This is a genomic window from Sporomusa aerivorans (assembly GCF_041428895.1).
In the GTDB taxonomy this organism is placed as follows: Bacteria; Bacillota; Negativicutes; order Sporomusales; family Sporomusaceae; genus Sporomusa; species Sporomusa aerivorans.
This window is the reverse complement of sequence record NZ_CP156926.1, coordinates 4,799,865-4,816,584: the sequence shown is the minus strand read 5'-3', so window position 1 is coordinate 4,816,584 and position 16,720 is coordinate 4,799,865. Positions and strand designations below refer to the sequence as shown.

16 protein-coding genes are annotated in these 16,720 nt (G+C 41.6%); 14 read left to right on the top strand and 2 right to left on the bottom strand.

Annotated elements, in window-relative coordinates; all coding sequences use genetic code 11:
• Nucleotides 1-16: 16 nt before the first annotated feature.
• The 8 genes from SATMO3_RS23235 (at nucleotide 17) to SATMO3_RS23200 (ending at nucleotide 8,292) form a co-directional block, all read left to right on the top strand.
• Nucleotides 17-832: a polysaccharide deacetylase family protein gene (locus tag SATMO3_RS23235; RefSeq protein ID WP_371372140.1), complete on the top strand. Its 816-nt coding sequence runs from the start codon at nucleotides 17-19 to the stop codon at nucleotides 830-832.
• 179 nt (nucleotides 833-1,011) lie between these two features.
• Nucleotides 1,012-2,076 carry a glycosyltransferase gene (locus tag SATMO3_RS23230; RefSeq protein ID WP_371372139.1) on the top strand — a complete coding sequence of 355 codons (1,065 nt, stop codon included), beginning with the start codon at nucleotides 1,012-1,014 and terminating at the stop codon, nucleotides 2,074-2,076.
• A gap of 31 nt (nucleotides 2,077-2,107) precedes the next feature.
• Nucleotides 2,108-3,076 carry a glycosyltransferase family 2 protein gene (locus tag SATMO3_RS23225; protein WP_371372138.1) on the top strand — a complete coding sequence of 323 codons (969 nt, stop codon included), beginning with the start codon at nucleotides 2,108-2,110 and terminating at the stop codon, nucleotides 3,074-3,076.
• Nucleotides 3,077-3,439: 363 nt separating this feature from the next.
• Nucleotides 3,440-3,865, top strand: coding sequence for a DUF268 domain-containing protein (locus tag SATMO3_RS23220; RefSeq protein ID WP_371372137.1), 426 nt, complete (start codon nucleotides 3,440-3,442; stop codon nucleotides 3,863-3,865).
• A gap of 36 nt (nucleotides 3,866-3,901) precedes the next feature.
• Nucleotides 3,902-4,777 carry an alpha-1,2-fucosyltransferase gene (locus SATMO3_RS23215; RefSeq protein WP_371381778.1) on the top strand — a complete coding sequence of 292 codons (876 nt, stop codon included), beginning with the start codon at nucleotides 3,902-3,904 and terminating at the stop codon, nucleotides 4,775-4,777.
• Nucleotides 4,778-4,828: 51 nt separating this feature from the next.
• Complete coding sequence (gene gmd, locus SATMO3_RS23210) at nucleotides 4,829-5,914, top strand: GDP-mannose 4,6-dehydratase (protein ID WP_371372136.1); 1,086 nt, start codon at nucleotides 4,829-4,831, stop codon at nucleotides 5,912-5,914.
• Entirely contained in the window at nucleotides 5,907-6,833 is a 927-nt protein-coding gene (locus SATMO3_RS23205) for a GDP-L-fucose synthase family protein (protein ID WP_371372135.1), read from the top strand. Before gmd ends, SATMO3_RS23205 begins: the two co-directional genes overlap by 8 nt.
• Before the next feature lie 409 nt (nucleotides 6,834-7,242).
• Entirely contained in the window at nucleotides 7,243-8,292 is a 1,050-nt protein-coding gene (locus SATMO3_RS23200; RefSeq protein ID WP_371372134.1) for an acyltransferase family protein, read from the top strand.
• A 272-nt stretch (nucleotides 8,293-8,564) separates the two neighbouring features.
• Here the strand turns inward: SATMO3_RS23200 and SATMO3_RS23195 are convergent, their stop codons facing one another.
• Nucleotides 8,565-9,635 (bottom strand): glycosyltransferase family 9 protein, encoded by a 1,071-nt coding sequence (locus SATMO3_RS23195; RefSeq protein WP_371372133.1) that lies wholly within the window; start codon nucleotides 9,633-9,635, stop codon nucleotides 8,565-8,567.
• Between the two features lie 291 nt (nucleotides 9,636-9,926).
• On the opposite strand from SATMO3_RS23195, the gene SATMO3_RS23190 reads away from it, so the two are divergent.
• On the top strand, nucleotides 9,927-11,921 hold the full coding sequence (locus SATMO3_RS23190; protein ID WP_371372132.1) for an LTA synthase family protein: 1,995 nt from the start codon (nucleotides 9,927-9,929) through the stop codon (nucleotides 11,919-11,921).
• A gap of 63 nt (nucleotides 11,922-11,984) precedes the next feature.
• Here the strand turns inward: SATMO3_RS23190 and SATMO3_RS23185 are convergent, their stop codons facing one another.
• Nucleotides 11,985-12,746 carry a LytR/AlgR family response regulator transcription factor gene (locus SATMO3_RS23185; RefSeq protein WP_371372131.1) on the bottom strand — a complete coding sequence of 254 codons (762 nt, stop codon included), beginning with the start codon at nucleotides 12,744-12,746 and terminating at the stop codon, nucleotides 11,985-11,987.
• Between the two features lie 420 nt (nucleotides 12,747-13,166).
• Here SATMO3_RS23185 and SATMO3_RS23180 point away from each other — a divergent pair, with 420 nt between their 5' ends.
• The 5 genes from SATMO3_RS23180 to SATMO3_RS23160 all read left to right on the top strand — a co-directional run bounded on the left by SATMO3_RS23180 (nucleotide 13,167) and on the right by SATMO3_RS23160 (nucleotide 16,704).
• Nucleotides 13,167-13,802 carry an HD-GYP domain-containing protein gene (locus tag SATMO3_RS23180; protein WP_371372130.1) on the top strand — a complete coding sequence of 212 codons (636 nt, stop codon included), beginning with the start codon at nucleotides 13,167-13,169 and terminating at the stop codon, nucleotides 13,800-13,802.
• Between the two features lie 63 nt (nucleotides 13,803-13,865).
• The gene (locus SATMO3_RS23175) at nucleotides 13,866-14,075 is read left to right on the top strand and encodes a hypothetical protein (RefSeq protein ID WP_371372129.1); all 210 of its coding nucleotides are present in this window, start codon (nucleotides 13,866-13,868) and stop codon (nucleotides 14,073-14,075) included.
• Nucleotides 14,076-14,215: 140 nt separating this feature from the next.
• Nucleotides 14,216-14,416, top strand: coding sequence for a hypothetical protein (locus SATMO3_RS23170; protein WP_371372128.1), 201 nt, complete (start codon nucleotides 14,216-14,218; stop codon nucleotides 14,414-14,416).
• A 150-nt stretch (nucleotides 14,417-14,566) separates the two neighbouring features.
• Nucleotides 14,567-15,211, top strand: a complete 645-nt coding sequence (locus SATMO3_RS23165) for a polysaccharide biosynthesis/export family protein (protein ID WP_371372127.1) — start codon at nucleotides 14,567-14,569, stop codon at nucleotides 15,209-15,211.
• A gap of 35 nt (nucleotides 15,212-15,246) precedes the next feature.
• Nucleotides 15,247-16,704, top strand: coding sequence for a GumC family protein (locus tag SATMO3_RS23160; protein ID WP_371372126.1), 1,458 nt, complete (start codon nucleotides 15,247-15,249; stop codon nucleotides 16,702-16,704).
• Nucleotides 16,705-16,720: the final 16 nt, after the last annotated feature.

The following is a 16,720-nucleotide window of genomic DNA, read 5'->3' as shown; positions in this document are numbered from 1 at the left end:
AGTTAGGGAGAGTGCCATGGTCTTTAGTTTGTTTATCATAATATTTGTCGGCATTCTCTTAGGCTGGCATAGTAAATTCCGTAAGCGGGTGCCTATTTTAATGTATCACCGGATTGCTGATGTTCCCGGGGAAAGAAACTCGCTGCCGGCAGGAAAATTTATAGAGCAGCTTGATTATCTTAAGCTGCATGGTTATAACACAATAACTCTTAGTGAATTATACAATCATTTTGTCCACAAGGCGCCGCTTCCGCCTCATCCCGTCATACTGACCTTTGACGACGGTTATGAGGATAATTGCAGGGTGGCGTTGCCTTTGCTGCAGGAACGGAGGATGAAAGCAACTGTTTTTCCTATAGCCAACTGGGTAGGGAGAGAAAACAAATGGGAAAGCTTTAAGCACCGTCCGACCCGGACTATGAACTGGGATGAACTGCGCGTGTGGCAGGCCGCCGGCATGGAGATCGGTTCGCATACGCTTGAGCATCCTTTTCTTACCCAGTGTGATGAGACCAGACTGCAAGAGGAACTTGTGGAAAGTAAAAAGATTTTGGAAAATAAACTGAGTACGAACATTGATTTTCTCTGCTATCCGTACGGATATTTTGATGATAAAACATTAATAATGGCTCAACAGGCCGGCTACAAAGGAGCATTGGCTATTTTTGAAAAGACGCCCGTATGGCGGCAGGAGTGGTTTGCTTTACCCAGAATACCGGTTTCTTCCCGGCAGCCGTTATGGGAATTTGCCTTAAAAGTGGGCCGGTTTCATATTCTTTTCATTATATTGCGCAAGCTGGAGCGCAGTATGAAAGGTTTACTCCGTAAATAATATCGATATAAATAAAACTTGTATGTAATAGCGGCAGCTATTCGCTGGACAATGTCTTCAGTAGGAAAGAAGAATGAAGACTATTAGTTACGGACGGCGCAGGATTTATCAGCAGTAAATTTTATATGGTGCTGAACAACAGGGTTAGGAATGCTTAATTATGTAATAGGGAGATGCTCATGAAAATTGCCATTGTAAGTACACACCTCTTTTGGGGGAGAGGAGGAATGGAGAAAGTTATTTCTAGCTTGATGGGGGAACTGGAACAATGTGGGGACACAGTTTCGTTGATATTATGTGAAGGTGCAAATACTAATTGGGCAAATAATTATGCATATTACGAAATTTCTTCTTGTAGAGGGCTAAAACGGCCGGTTTTTGTGTGGCAGCTAACCCGCCTATTGAATTCGTTGAACCCGGACATTATTCTGGCTGTTGATCACCGTGCTGTTTTTTACTCACGCCTATATCGCTGGCTTAGGCCTGACAGCGTTAAAATTGGCGTGTGGATGCACGTTTCTTTGAATAATTATAGTATAAAGCACTTCAATAATTTAAAATTTGCCGATTTCTATCTTGCTATTAGTTCTGGAATGGCTAATAATCTTAAAAAAAGGCTTCCTGTTAATGCAAACAAAGAAAAAATCTATATTGTTCACAATCCTACACCTCTAGTTGAATACGCAGTGCCGCGGTCAACTATCCCTATTTTTGTATATATTGGACGGCTCCGCTATGATCATGATAAGCGAGTTAACGATTTTTTGAATGCATTATCAGGAGTACATGGCTTATGGAAAGCCTTGATTATAGGCGATGGTCCGGAGACGGATAAGCTAAAGCGGATGGCAGTAGAATTGGGTATTTCTTCTTGCATTACTTGGACGGGATGGGTTAATGATCCATGGGCATATGTAGAGGAAGCTTCTGTCCTGGTATTGACATCAAGAAACGAAGGTTTCGGGTTGGTTCTGGTTGAAGCCCTAAGCCGGGGAATACCCTGCATCAGCAGCAATTGCCCGGATGGACCTGCCGATATTATTGAGCATGGCAAAAATGGCTGGCTTTATCCTCCCTATAGCGTTAGTGAGTTAACCCGGCTTTTACAAATGGTGGTAGATGATTGCGGTGTATTGCCGGATCAGTATCTTGTTAAAAAGAGTATGGAAAAATTCACCGCCAAAACAGTGATGAATAATATTCGGCAAATACTTTTGCGGCAAATTAGCAACAAAAAGAATTAATTCGCGGTTTTTGGAGGAAAGGAAAGAATAGATGGCAGCTTTGGTTTCCATTGTTGTACCGGCCTATAATGTTGAAGGCTATATAGCGCGGAGTCTAGAATCAATTCTTGAACAGGATTATGCTGATTGGGAACTACTTGTTATTAATGATGGATCTACAGACAATACTCGTCAGATTGTCGAATCTTTCGTGCAGAAAGATTCGCGAATCCAACTGTATAATCAGGATAATAAAGGTGTTGCTGCAGCCCGCAACAGGGGCATCGATATGGCTGCAGGAACGTATTTGGCATTTTTAGACGGTGACGATATGTGGGATAAACGGTTCCTGACGGAAGTTGTAGCAGCTAAAACAACACAAAAATCCGCTATGGTTTTTTCCGGCTATAAAAATTTTTATCAGGATGGACATCTGGAGAAGTTGAATTTTTCATATATGACCGGTAACCTTTTAGTGCCCTATCTTAAAAGTTTGGTTGGCCTGCATATTGGATCGATTCTTGTCGATCGTGCGTTTCTTATTGAGAAAGGTATCCGCTTTACTGATGGTTGTAAAATGGGTGAAGATGTGGAATTTATCAGCAAGATTCTATGTTTCACGGAAGCATATGCTGTTCGCGAGGATCTAATGCTGTATCGGCAAAGAAATGATTCAGTTATGCATTCACCATTCTCGTGGCGTGTTATACTGAGTGCCATAATGGCTTTTAAGCGGATACAAAAGTTCATAAAAGAGAATTGCTCGAGTTTATCAGATGTTGAGGATATAGTAGATTTCTTAAATATCAAAATAAGTCGCTTTCGCCATCGATTATTATGGAAGATGATTAGGCACGGCTTTCAACGCGAGGCGTTAGAAATGCTGTCTGAGCCGGAATGCATCCAAGACTTAAAACTGATTCCAATCTCAAAACTGACATGGAAACAGCGATTGCGCTACCGGATCATGCTATCAAAGAATCGATTTATATGGAGTTGTTGCAGTATGGGAAAAAATTAGCATGATATAAATAGTTAATTTGTTAGCAATCATGTCAAACTGAAAAGGAGATTGCAATGAGCGTGATTATGTCAATAAAAAAAGATTACAGTTTGTATATGATTATTTTGACTTAGTGGAAAACTTTTTCAGGCAAAGGGTACTCGACTTCATTGGGAACATAGATATCCTTGTTTAAATGACAAGACTGCAACAACAGGCTTTGACGCCCATTATATATACCATCCTGCTTGGGCTGCGCGAATCTTATCTGTACAAAATCCTCAAAAACATATTGATATATCATCAAGTTTATCTTTTGTGAGTATGGTATCTGCATTTATTCCCGTAGAATTTTATGATTACAGACCAGCAGAGTTGCATTTGAGCAATTTGCAATCACTAAAGGCCGATTTGCTAAAATTACCTTTTGCAGATAAAAGTGTACAGTCTTTGTCATGCATGCATGTAATAGAACACATCGGGTTAGGGAGATATGGAGATGAGATTGATCCTTGTGGTGATATAAAGGCAATTAAAGAACTTAAGAGAGTATTAGCATTTCACGGAGATCTTCTTTTTGTTGTTCCGATAGGAAAAGCTAAGATTATGTTTAATGCGCATCGAATCTATTCATATGAACAAATTATTAGCTACTTTCCGGAATTTGATCTTAAAGAATTCTCACTTGTACCTGACTTACATACTAAATATGGTTTTATCAAAAATGCTACAAAAGAAATAGCTGATCAGCAGAATTATGGCTGTGGATGTTTTTGGTTTCAGCGAAAAACTTGTAACTTAGACTGAATGTGAAAGTAGTAAAGAGTGGTGATAAAAGTGATTATGGTTGAATTGCTTGGTGGAATCGGCAATCAAATGTTTCAATATGCTGCGGCGCGGGAATTGGCAGAGCGTTTACAGACTCCGTTAAAGTTAGATATAACCTGGTTTTCTCGAGCACATAAAGGTGATATAACTCCTCGAGAATATGCACTGCATAATTTTAACATTCAGGCCTCCATGGCTACGCCGTCGGAACGAAAAATGTTTATTAGAGAAAAATTCTTTCGTGGGAAAATCGGACAATTATGGCGGCGCTATATTGATCCCGACAGAAATGTCTTCCAAGAGGCATCTTTTTGTTTTGATCCGCGCTTCTTGCAAGTCACAGGGCCTCTTTACCTGAAAGGGTACTGGCAAAGCGAGAAATATTTTATAGACATTGCTACAACTATTAAAAGGGAATTTTCTGTTCCGAGCTTATCCGAGACCAGCAAGGCTTATCTGGAGAAGATCAGGAATTCTAAAGCGGTAAGTTTACATGTGCGGCGCGGCGACTATGTTACCAATCAGGCTGCAAATTCTTTCCACGGATGTTGCTCAATTGAATATTATTTAAAATCGATACATTATCTTCAGCAAGAATTTGAAGGACTGGAGTTTTATATTTTCTCTGACGATTTAGCTTGGGTCAGAGAAAATTTACCGATAGACGCTATGGTTTATTATGTTGATAGCAATGGAGGTGCAACTCCACATGAGGAATTGGAATTAATGCGCAATTGCTCACATCACATTATTGCTAATAGCTCGTTTAGCTGGTGGGGAGCCTGGCTAAATTACAGTGATAACAAGAAGGTGATTGCACCGCGTACTTGGTTTATGAGTAAGCTCCATGACACCAAAGATTTACTTCCCTCCAGTTGGATTCGTTTATGAGCAATACCATTGAGATTCTAGAAGATATTGAGGATTTTAAAGGATGAGAATATGAAAAAAGCACTTATCACTGGCGTTACTGGTCAGGACGGCGCTTATTTAGCCGAGTTTCTCTTAAATAAAGGTTATAATGTTCATGGCATTAAGCGCCGGACATCGTTAATCAATACCGATCGCATCGATCATTTGTATCAAGACCCACATGAAACAGACCGGCGATTTATTCTGCACTACGGCGATATGACCGATTCTAGCAGTATCATCCGAATTATTCAAGAAGTACAGCCAGACGAGATTTACAATCTGGCAGCACAAAGCCATGTTGCAGTATCATTTGAAGAACCGGAGTATACCGCCAATTCGGACGGACTGGGTGCCTTGAGGATTCTGGAAGCGATGCGCATTTTGGGATTAGAAAAGAAGACGCGCTATTATCAGGCATCTACTTCGGAATTGTTTGGCATGGTGCAGGAGATGCCGCAGCGGGAGACGACGCCGTTCTACCCCCGCTCACCTTATGCGGTCGCAAAACTATATGCCTACTGGATAACAGTTAATTATCGTGAAGCCTACGGCATGTATGCCTGCAACGGTATCCTGTTTAATCATGAGTCACCAATTCGGGGCGAGACATTTGTTACCCGAAAGATTACCCGTGCTGTAGCCGAGATTAAAACAGGGTTGCGGGAAAGATTGTATCTAGGGAATCTTGATGCAAAACGAGACTGGGGTCATGCCCGCGATTATGTCGAAATGCAGTGGCTGATGTTGCAGCAAGAAAGGGCGGAAGACTTTGTCATTGCTACCGGCGTACAGTATTCGGTGCGGGATTTTGTCAATCTGGCTTTTGCCGAGGTGGGCATCACAATAGGCTGGGAAGGTCTGGGCGTAGAGGAAAAGGGGTATGACACTGCATCCGGTAAATGCGTAGTCGCTGTTGATCCACGTTATTTTCGGCCTACGGAAGTAGAGACGTTGTTGGGGGATGCGACAAAAGCAAAAGAAAAGCTTGGCTGGGTGCCAAGAATCAGTTTCTCAGAATTGGTAGCCGAGATGGTCAGAGAAGACCTGCGACGAGCCGAACGGGATGTTTTGTGCAAACGAGAAGGATTCGGAGGGCTCTTATATCATGAATAAAGCGGCTAAGATTTACGTGGCCGGTCATAAGGGGCTGGTGGGCAGTGCTTTGGTGCGGGCGCTTCAGGCACGGGGTTATCACAATCTGATATTGCGTACTCATAAAGAACTGGACTTGACGGAGCAACAGGCTGTCAGGCAGTTCTTTGCAGCAGAGCAGCCGGAATATGTATTTTTGGCGGCCGCCAAGGTGGGCGGAATCGAAGCAAATCGCACACAGCCTGCACGGTTTATTCATGAAAATCTGGCGATACAGACCAATGTCATTCATGAGTCGTGGAAGCATAACGTAAAAAAATTGCTTTTTTTAGGGTCCTCTTGTATCTATCCTCGTGATTGCCCACAGCCGATCCGGGAAGAATATCTTCTCACCGGTCTGTTGGAAAGCACTAATGAAGCTTACGCAATGGCTAAAATTGCTGGCATTAAAATGTGCGAGGCATATAACCGCCAATATGGCACCGTCTATATGAGTGTAATGCCGACAAATCTTTATGGACCAGGCGATAATTATGATTTGCAAAACTCACATGTTTTGCCTGCGTTGATCCGCAAATTTCATGAAGCATTACCAGACAAGCCGGTGACAGTATGGGGATCAGGAATGCCGCGACGAGAATTTTTACATTCCGATGATATGGCCGAGGCTTGTGTTTTTCTGATGGAACAGTGTGATGAGCCGCGGATGGTTAATATTGGAACAGGAGCGGATTTGACCATTCATGAATTAGCGTGTTTAGTACAATCGATCGTGGGGCATAAAGGGAAAATCGTCTGGGATCATGCAAAACCGGATGGAACGCCGCAAAAGCTGCTGGATGTCTCGCAACTGCATGCACTTGGCTGGAGTCATCGTATTAGTCTTCGAGAAGGCATTGCTAAAGTGTATGAAGAATTGGATAAAACCAAACCATTCTAGCTTGTGTGAATCTCATAGAAAATAAGAAAAACCGGGAATACCCCGGATTAGTAGAAAATGACCGGGATACCCAGTAATAGTAAGGGCTTTAGGAATCTGAAAATAGAATAATGATTTTTATAAAATCTTACGTTTTCTGCGAGAAGTTAGATCGCAGAAAACGTTTTTTTTATGTCCATATAACTGGACAGCGTTATAACAAAATCTAGTGTACTGTTATTGAAGCGGAGTGTGACCGTCATAGCCCGGTTTAGCCGATAAAGCCGGAGTAGTTTTGTATTTGGTACTTAGCCGCTCAGAATTCCTGGAGTAACTTTTCCATTAGATCTAACAAGGAAAAGCAATAAACTAAATAGAATATTAATAAATTAGAATTTTATTAAGTTTTTAGGTGGGTGTTGTTAAAAGAATGACAAGAAATATTCAAATTGATGTGTTAAGAGGATTTGCGATACTTTTAGTAATGCTAGTTCATACTTCACAAATAGTTGAGGGCTTAACAGATAGTGTTATGAGGTTGTTTTCTAATGGAGCTCGCGGCGTACAATTGTTTTTTATTGCCAGTGCTTTTACTATGTTCTATTCACTAGAGAAGCGACGCATGGAAAAAAATTGTGTAATTAATTTTTTTATTAGGAGATTCTTTCGTATTGCTCCGTTATTTTACTGTGCAATTATCTATTACGGAATATTCGGGTCAGTGTGGAATAAAGCGACTCCTGAAATAGGCAATATTATTACGTCGATATTATTCATAAATGGATGGTTTCCTTCTTGGATTAATAGCTTAGTTCCTGGTGGATGGTCTATAGCCGTTGAAATGACCTTTTATTTATTTATACCATTACTATTTAAATTATTAACTACTGAAAAACGTATTTTGTGCTTTGGTTTAGCTAGTGTGCTTATTAGTGTGGTATCAAAATATTTACTGAGTGTTCATCCATTAATAGAAGATGTTAATCTATGGAGTACATTCAAATTTCTGTGGTTTTTTAACCAATTTCCTATATTTTTTCTGGGCTTTCTTTTATTTTGGTGGGTAAAAAATGACACTCCTATAGTGAGAGTTATTCTGATCTGTGTAAGCATAGCTATATTTTGTAGCTTACTAAGGAACAAATTGTACGTTAACGGATGTGAACTGCTTCTTTTTAGTTATATAGTGATTAAATACCCCATTAGATTAACTACAATAATAGCATATATCGGTAAAATAAGTTTTAGTGCTTATATTACCCATTTTGCAGTATTATCATATTTATCTACTTTATCTATTGATTTTGCTTCATCTTTAATAAGCTTCTTAGTCGTATATGTTTTATGTGTTTTATTAACTGTTCTGTTATCAATAGTTACTTATTATTGTATTGAAAAACCAATGATTAACTTAGGAAATAAAATTATCTTAGGAGGAGTTTATATGAAGCGCGCAACGTGCGTAGAAAATGGAATGTGAGGTAACACAGAATAAGATATGTATATATAAAATAGAGAGAGTTTCGCAAAAAGTGTGAGACTTTTTCGCAAACAATTTGCGCAGCTGCAGCTTGCCGTTACTTTTTCGTTCTATCGTGGGGAGTGATAAAACTAAAATCCTTATACTTGCTTTTAAGCAAATATAAGGATTTTAGTTTTAAAAGAGTATTCATAGATAAAAATGAGATAATTCCAATTCATTAACAAGTGAAGCAATTATAGTTTTTCACGGGCGATCACCATTCATTGGCATTAGAGTTTATTCAGAATTGCCTCAGATGCAGCTACTACCTCATCCACAGAAATCGTTAGCAGACATTTCGGGTCAAGACATTTTAGTTTTTTTCCGTCACAGGGGTGGCAGGGATAATGGGGAGCAAGTGTAATAGCGTTTGGTGAATACGGTCCCCATTTCAGAGGAGAGGTGCCGCCATAGACAGCAACCATAGGAATCCCTGTTGCTGCTGCAATATGGGCGGAGCCTGTATCTACCGATAGGAAAAAATCTGAGTTTTTCAGAACATGGGATAGTTCAACCAAATTTGTTTTACCACACAAAATGCTGAGCGGAACAGGCAGCATTTTTTTTAGTTTTTCTGCAGCGTCCCTATCGGCTGGCGACCCAATGACATAGAATACGGCGTTATATTTTTCGGCAAGTCTTTTAATAGTTGCTGCGAAGCGTTCCAGTGGCCAGTCTTTGGTCACTGCACCGCTGCGGATGCAAAGGGCAATTTTTAGAAAAGACTGATCCAAGTTTTCTTTGCTTTGTTCTTTTACCACCTGACGTAGTAAAGCAACCGCCTTTTCCTTAGCTTCAGACGTACCTTCCGGCAGGACCAGTTTTGCCTGTTCTTTTTTCCTGGTAAACCGGTTGATAAATATCTCGTGGTTTTTGGCCTGAAGCGTACGCGTTGCATCATAATCTATTTTCAGAAGATCTGTATAATACAGCCTAAGATAGATATTGCGAAAAATGATTCTCTCAAAGCCAACACGTTGCGGCACTCCGGCCAACCAGGCGAGCATCGCGGAACGCGGTTTACCATCGGTAACAAAACTTACATCAAAATTCCTTTTTTTGATTTCTTTCGCTATCTGGAGTATTTCACGTAATTTTGCCTGATGCGCATAATTGTATAACATAACCTCATCGATAACAGAATTATCGGTTACAATTTCTGTTGTCAAAGGTTTAACAAGCATGGTTATTTTCGCATCCGGATAGGCTTGTTTTAATAAATAGGGTACACTTGTGGCGATGACGGCATCGCCTATCTTGCGCAGGCAAATGACAAGAATATTCTTATATGATGGTTCCAATACCTTTTTCACTCCCTTGGTAAGTTACCCTGGATAGCCTTTATTGTAGCATATCCTTTCCGCAGGAAAAAGGACAAATTTTTTTCGGTAAAGTTGGTCTATCTGCTAGATCCGGGAAAAAATAAATTTCTAATAAATTGGTTAATATATCTTTAAAAAAATACCAAAATTAGCTACAATAAAAACTGAAGTTTTTTCGCACGGTTGCATTCTCAATGATAATAAAGGATCGCGCTAACTGTTTTCTTTCCAATAACGGAAAGTGTCAGCCAATAGAAAGGGATGTTCATTTTGTCCAGATGGGATCTTTTTGTTCGTAATATTCAGCAAGACTTGAAACTGTTTGTATTTATATTGGCGTTATTATGCATTATGCGGATCGCTTTCATTGTGGGATTACATTCCTATTTAAGCGCGCAAGCGACGATTTCCGATATTTTTAACGCTTTGTTCTTTGGCTTGCGGTTAAGTTTAAAAAGCGCAGATGTGGTAGTTTTATTCTCATTTGTTTTCTGCACCCTGCTCAGTGTTATATTTCGGACTGAAAAACTTGAAAAAGTTCGAATGGTGTTAGGCAGTATCTATGTCAGTCTGCTGGTGCTCTTATTTCATGTCCGGATACCGTTTTATAAGGAATTTCACACCGGTTTCAACCAATTGATTTTTAATACCGTTCGTGATGATATAGGGGCTTTGCTATACACACTGGTTATTGACTATTATCTGCCTGTTTTGCTGGCCAGCGCCGCTGTTAGTTCTTATCTTGTTTGCCGGAGCTTGCGCAAAATCCTTAATACTGTAACAGTTGCTCCAGCGCAATTTCCGTTTGCCGGTCAAAAAGTGGCATTCAGGGTTGCAATCATTGCTAGCCTGAGTATTTTTATGGTTTTCACCCGCTTTGGGGGAAGTCTTACCTACGCTCATTCCCTGCACTGGGAAAATTCAGCTATATCGAAAGATGATTTTTTGAATGAAGCCATTATCGATGATATTCAGGCGCTATACCGGGCTTACAGCATTCAGGAGCGGATACGTCAGGGAGCAAATATGAAAGTTGACGCCGCTTCAATCCGTAGCTATACAACTATTATACAGGGCAGTGAATTAATTTCTAACGAGGTTGACGAAACTTTCATTAGACATGCGCAAGGCGCCAGGATACCTAAGCCGAAACATATCTTCATCATTATGGGCGAAAGTTTTGCCCAATGGCCGCTCTTTGAACAGTTTGGCAGCTTGCATTTGGCTGATGGTATGAAAAGCATTATCTCACGGGGCAATGCCTGTTATGTACCGGCGTTTGTACCTAACGGGGCTTTTACGCCTATGGCGGTAACGGCAGTGGTCAGCGGCTTGTCCGATGTGAGCCTGTATCCCAACTATCATCTGGAATCCTATAAAGAACCTTACGCAACTGCTATTGCTCCCCAGTTTAAGAAACTGGGGTATAAGACGAATTTCTGGTATGCCGGGATGAGCTCCTGGGAGAGGATCAAGGATTTTACAATGGCCCAGGGATTTGATAATTTCTATGGCGATGAGGATTTCCCCCATGAGACAGGCAATGTGTGGGGGAGCGACGACCGCTATCTGTTTGATGCCGTTTTGTCTACGATAAACAATGATACACCCACCCTCAACGTTATCCTTACAGTTTCCAATCATGCACCCTATTCGGTAGACCTTGTGAGGGAAGGTTTTGATGAATCCGCCGTTACCGCCGCGCTGCCGGGGGAAGTACAGGGCGACAAAGATCTGGTTAAACGGCTTGGCCATTATTGGTATACAGACCAGCAGATCAGCCGGTTTGTCTGGGAAATGCAACAGAAAAATCCCGAAAGCCTGATCGTTGTTACCGGTGATCATGCGGACAGAACCAATATCAGCAAAACTCCGACTATTTTTGAACGCTATACAATCCCCTTAGTGCTTTTCGGGCAGGGAATAACCAGGCAGACTATACCTGCGAATACTGCCGGCAGTCATATCAACATCGCGCCAACCCTGCTTGAGCTCATTGCACCTCCGGGGTTTGCGTACTATTCACTGGGACCAAGTTTAACAAGAGGCTCCGCGCTTGGTTTTAGCCACAATGTGTGGATTACCCCTGACGCGATCGGCCGATTGCCGGTTGGAAGTGCGGAAGCCTTTGACGGAACAGCAAAAGCTTTGGATAATAAAGAGGTCCTTCAACAGACAATCGACGTCATGCGTGCCTTATCCTGGTGGCGAATTGAAAAAGGCAAGATGCTGAATTTTATTGCCGGCGGCAATAGGAATGGATAAGAAAAGTAATTACATAGAAAGGCTTGCTGTGGCCCTTAAGGTCACGGCAAGCCTTTTTATATGTCAAAACCCCAGAATAGTTTTAAGCTGTTTGGCGTAGTTGCGGCTTACGGGAATTTCCGCTGTCTGACCGGCAAGCTTTAAGCTATAGGTGCCACCAAACAAGGGCAGAATTTTTTCCACGTTATCCAGATTAACCAGATAACTCCGGTGACAACGAAAGAAATGCAAATTCCGCAACCGTTCTTCCCAGTGATTGAGCGTTTGCCCGGTGACATACTGTTTCTGCAGGGTTATCACCCGCACGTCACGCCCCTTCATTGTTAGAAACATTACGGACGGTATCGGCAGAAGAATAATCCGGTCATCTTCCCAAACAAAAATTTTATTCAGGGTTGCCGCGGGTTTTAAAGTTTTATAGATGGATAATGTGTTGTCTTCTTTTTTCGATAGGTTGCTGACGTTAAGGCGTTTTTTTATTTTTTCGAGAGTCCAGTTTAGCCGGCGTTTGGAGACCGGCTTTAATAAATAGTCGGCAGCATTAAGCTCAAAGGCGCGAATGGCGTATTCATTGTGAGTGGTTATAAACACGACCGCTATATTTTCATCTATATTGAGAATTTCTTCGGCAACTACCAAACCATTGATTGTAATCATATCTATGTCTAAAAATACAATATCAGGTTTCTGCGTATGAATATTGGCGAGCGCTTGCAAAGCATCGGTGTATGTACCAAGAACCTGCACAGTCTGTTGCTGATTCAGCGAGTGCTTCAACTGCGCCAAGGAAAACTCTTCACCATCAATTAATATGGCTTGCAGCATAATGTGTAATCATCCCCTTCTCATGGATTGGAGAGTAAATTTGGTTTAGTATTTGGCTTGTTATCATGCTAGCGGAGTCGGTGTGATTGCAGAATCATATTGAGGGAATGGTTAAAGCTGCTGCAGTTTTAGTTCATGACGCGTAACCCTTTACTATCCGTTTAAGCATTATTTTCAGCATGTTAAACAACCAATTTGCATTTAATCGCTAATTACTAGTCAAGTATGAATAATAAAGCATAAAATAGGAATAAATTCCAAATTATTGTATTATTATAAATTACTTTAGTATTTTTTTATATTAAAGCAATTATAGCAACAAATGGATAAAAATACAATTAAAGTAATAAATGGATATAAATACTAACAAATAAAAATTCTATTGCCAGTTTATTTAGATATACGCTAGGGAGATCAATAATGGACAAATATTTAGAGATTATGGAGAAGGTGATCAAAATAAAAAGCGACTATATTTGGGAAGGACATGCAATAAACACCCTACTTTATATTATCGGCACCAAGGATGCGGATTTAATGAATCACTCTTACCGCGTTGCTAAGCTGGCCATTCTTATTGCTCATGAACTTCAGATGCCGCAAAAGGCTGTTCATCAGATTCGCCTGGCAGCTCTGATGCATGATGTCGGGAAGTTTTGTATAGATTCCAAACTTTTATATAAAACAGGTTCGCTGGCGAAAGTGGATATAGATATAATCCGGATGCATGCAACGTACGGATATATGCTGCTGAAGCGATTACACGTTTCCTGGCCGCTGGCGGACATCGTTTACCAGCATCATGAGCGCCAGGATGGATCCGGTTATCCGCGCGGCCTAACTGGTGATAGCATTAGGCCGGAAGCCAGGATCATAGCGGTCGCTGATTTTATGGAATCCATCACATATGTGCAGCCCAATAGGCTGACGTTTGAACTGGACAATGCCCTGGATATAAATAATAATTTCGCAAAAAAATTTGACAGGGATGCGCTGACTGACTGCGCCCGGATTTTCGCAAAAAAGGATTTTGCAGTAGGGGAAATCTGGGAATAACGTCGGTTAATAAGATATGGCAAAAAAGTATAGCAAAGATACGAATATAGAGGAGGAAAGCGGGTGATGTCAGAAAGTCAGGATATTCAAGCATTAATCATGAAACTTTCCGACTTGGGTTACAAATCTTTTCAAATCAGGGAAATTATTAATGAATGCATTGAAACACAGGATTTGCAATTTCTCACTTCCGCGCAAGAGGCTGAATTAATCGATACTTTGCAAAATTATGTTGATTTTGCTATAAAATGTCGCAGTACAAAAATCAAATAAAGAAAAAATGTCGAAATTGCAGTAATTTTGCAGATTGAAAATAATGGAAAAAATATTTATTTTTTGTTATAATAATCCAGGACTAAAGTCCCAAAATGATAATCTTTATTCATGATATAATAATAGGTGGTGTACGGCTGATGGATTTGCGTGTCAATCATTTAGTTGAGCAAATGGAAAAGTTGGGCTATATGCGGTTTCAGATTCAGAGTATTTTACGGGAAGCCACAGAGGGGGCCAATCTGGATTCTCTCACCCCCACTCAAACAGAGCAAGTCGTAGACTATCTGGAAGATTACCTGGCCTTTGCCCAACGCTGCAAGAAGAGCAATGGCTCCTAGCTAATACATGGGCCTCGATTATCTGGGTCGGGGCCTTTTGCTATTACTGACCGATTTGTCGGAAAATAATACTCTATTAGTAATAAAAAGGAATTTGGCTAACACCTGTAGAAATTTTAATAGCATTATAGGAAGAATGGGGGATACTGAGTGGGCAAAAAAGCAGGCAGGCTAGTTTTAGCGGTGTTGTTGTCGATCATTTTCGGCATATTTCCGGTGTCGGCACAAAACTATCAACTGGCTCCGGGGGATGTTCTGGAAATTAGTGTATGGGGTTATGAAGACCTGCAAATAAAGGAGATTCCGGTAAGGCCGGACGGCAAAATTGCCTTTCCGCTGGTGGGGGAAGTCCAGGCCGGCGGTTTATCGCCGACTGAATTGAGCCAAACCATAACAGACAGCTTGAGCAATTATGTTAAAAATCCCATAGTAACCGTAAATATATTCAAGTACAGGACCACCCGGGTGTATGTCCTGGGAGAAGTCGCCAAGCCGGGCATGTACGAACTGGAAAAGCAGCATAATCTTCTTGATGCCGTTGGTATAGCCGGCAGCTATACCAAATACGCCGCTAAGAAGAAAGTCTATGTGATTCGCAAAGAGCAGGAGGCCGTTAATACCAAAGTAAAAGTAGACTTGTTAAACCTGCTGGAAAAAGGTGATATGTCCCAGAATATCGTTCTCAACGAAGGTGATGTTGTTTTCCTGACCAAGAGCGGTAAGCTTGATTTCGCCAGAGATATCCTGCCCTGGGTATCGGCCGTTTATCAAGTCAGTGAAATACAGAATAATTAATACTATGCAGCAATTTTATATTTGGGGGTATCGACGTGGACGAAACCACGCTGGATTTGAAAGATATCATTAAAATACTAAAAAAGAAACGCAAGCTTATAGTCAGCATGTTTCTGATATTCGTTATCCTGGCGACGGTGAGCAGTTTTATCATCCCGCCTACCTACGAAGGGGAAACTGCGCTCAGGATAAAGCAGCCCAAAGGCCTGGCCGATTCCCTGCTAGGCGATTTACCGACCGGCAATCCTATGGGGACGAAGCAGCTCATGTCTACCTATGCGGAAATCCTCAAAAGCCGTACCGTTGTTCAGGAACTAATCGACAGAACGCAGAGCGATAAGGACGAACCGCCGAAGTACGAGAGCATGCTTAAAAAAATTTCTACTCAGCCGGTAAAAGACACGGAGATACTTAATATCAAAGTACAGGCTGATTCACCGGAAGAAGCAGAGAACATTACCAATGCGCTTGTAGAGATTTTTATTAACAGATTAACTTCGTTGGTCAGAGACCAACGTTCTACGATAAAAGAGTTCATTGGATACAGGCTGAGAGAGTCTAAAGAAGAATTGGAGCAGGCTGAAGCAGCCCTGGAAAAGTACAAACAGGCACAAAGAATAGTCGATCCTTCAGAGGAAGGCAAGGCCTTGCTCAATAAGATGGCGGCCATTGACAAATTATCGGCCGACAATCAGGTTGGCCTAGCGGCCTCGCAGGCGAAACTGGCCAGCGCTCAACAACAACTGGGTACTGAAAAAATCGGCGCTATCGCCGACAATCCCTTAATTCAGCAATATAAGGGCAAATTAGTTGACCTCGAAGTACAACTGGTAAGCTTGAAGAAAAATTATACCGATAAGCATCCTCAGGTGATGGCAGCCCAGGCGGCGGTGAATGAAACCCAGGCCAAGCTTAAGGCCGAACTGGCCCGCGTCGCAAGTGAAGACGCCGCCTCCACCAACCCCATTCACCAGGGATTATTGCAAGCCAAGATTCAGGCGCAAGCCGAGATTGCAGTAGCTGCGGCGCAACAGCAGGCAATCAGTCAGGTATTGGCGGAGAGCAGTAAAGAAATCGTTAAGCTTCCGGCCAAAGAGCAAGGACTGGTAAAAGTGGCGCGAGACGCGAGCGTTGCCCAGGAGATATATATCATGCTGGCCAAGCGGTATGAAGAAGCACGTATCAGTGAGGTTATGGAACCGACCGATGTGCAGGTCATTGATAAGGCCATTGCTCCCGAAAAACCGGTCAAACCGAAAAAAATCCTGAACATTGTTATTGCGGCTATTCTAGGTTTGTTTACCGGTACAGGTATAGCCTTCTTAACGGAATATATCAACAAAACAGTCCGGACAGCCGATGATGTTAAGCAATACCTGGATTTACCGGTATTGGGCAGCATTCCTGACTTTAACAGTGAGATTAATAGCGGGGATACATGGCGGACTCGCTTGACGAAACTGATAAAATTCAAAGCTGCTGATCGCGTTTAAATATAATGGCGATAAT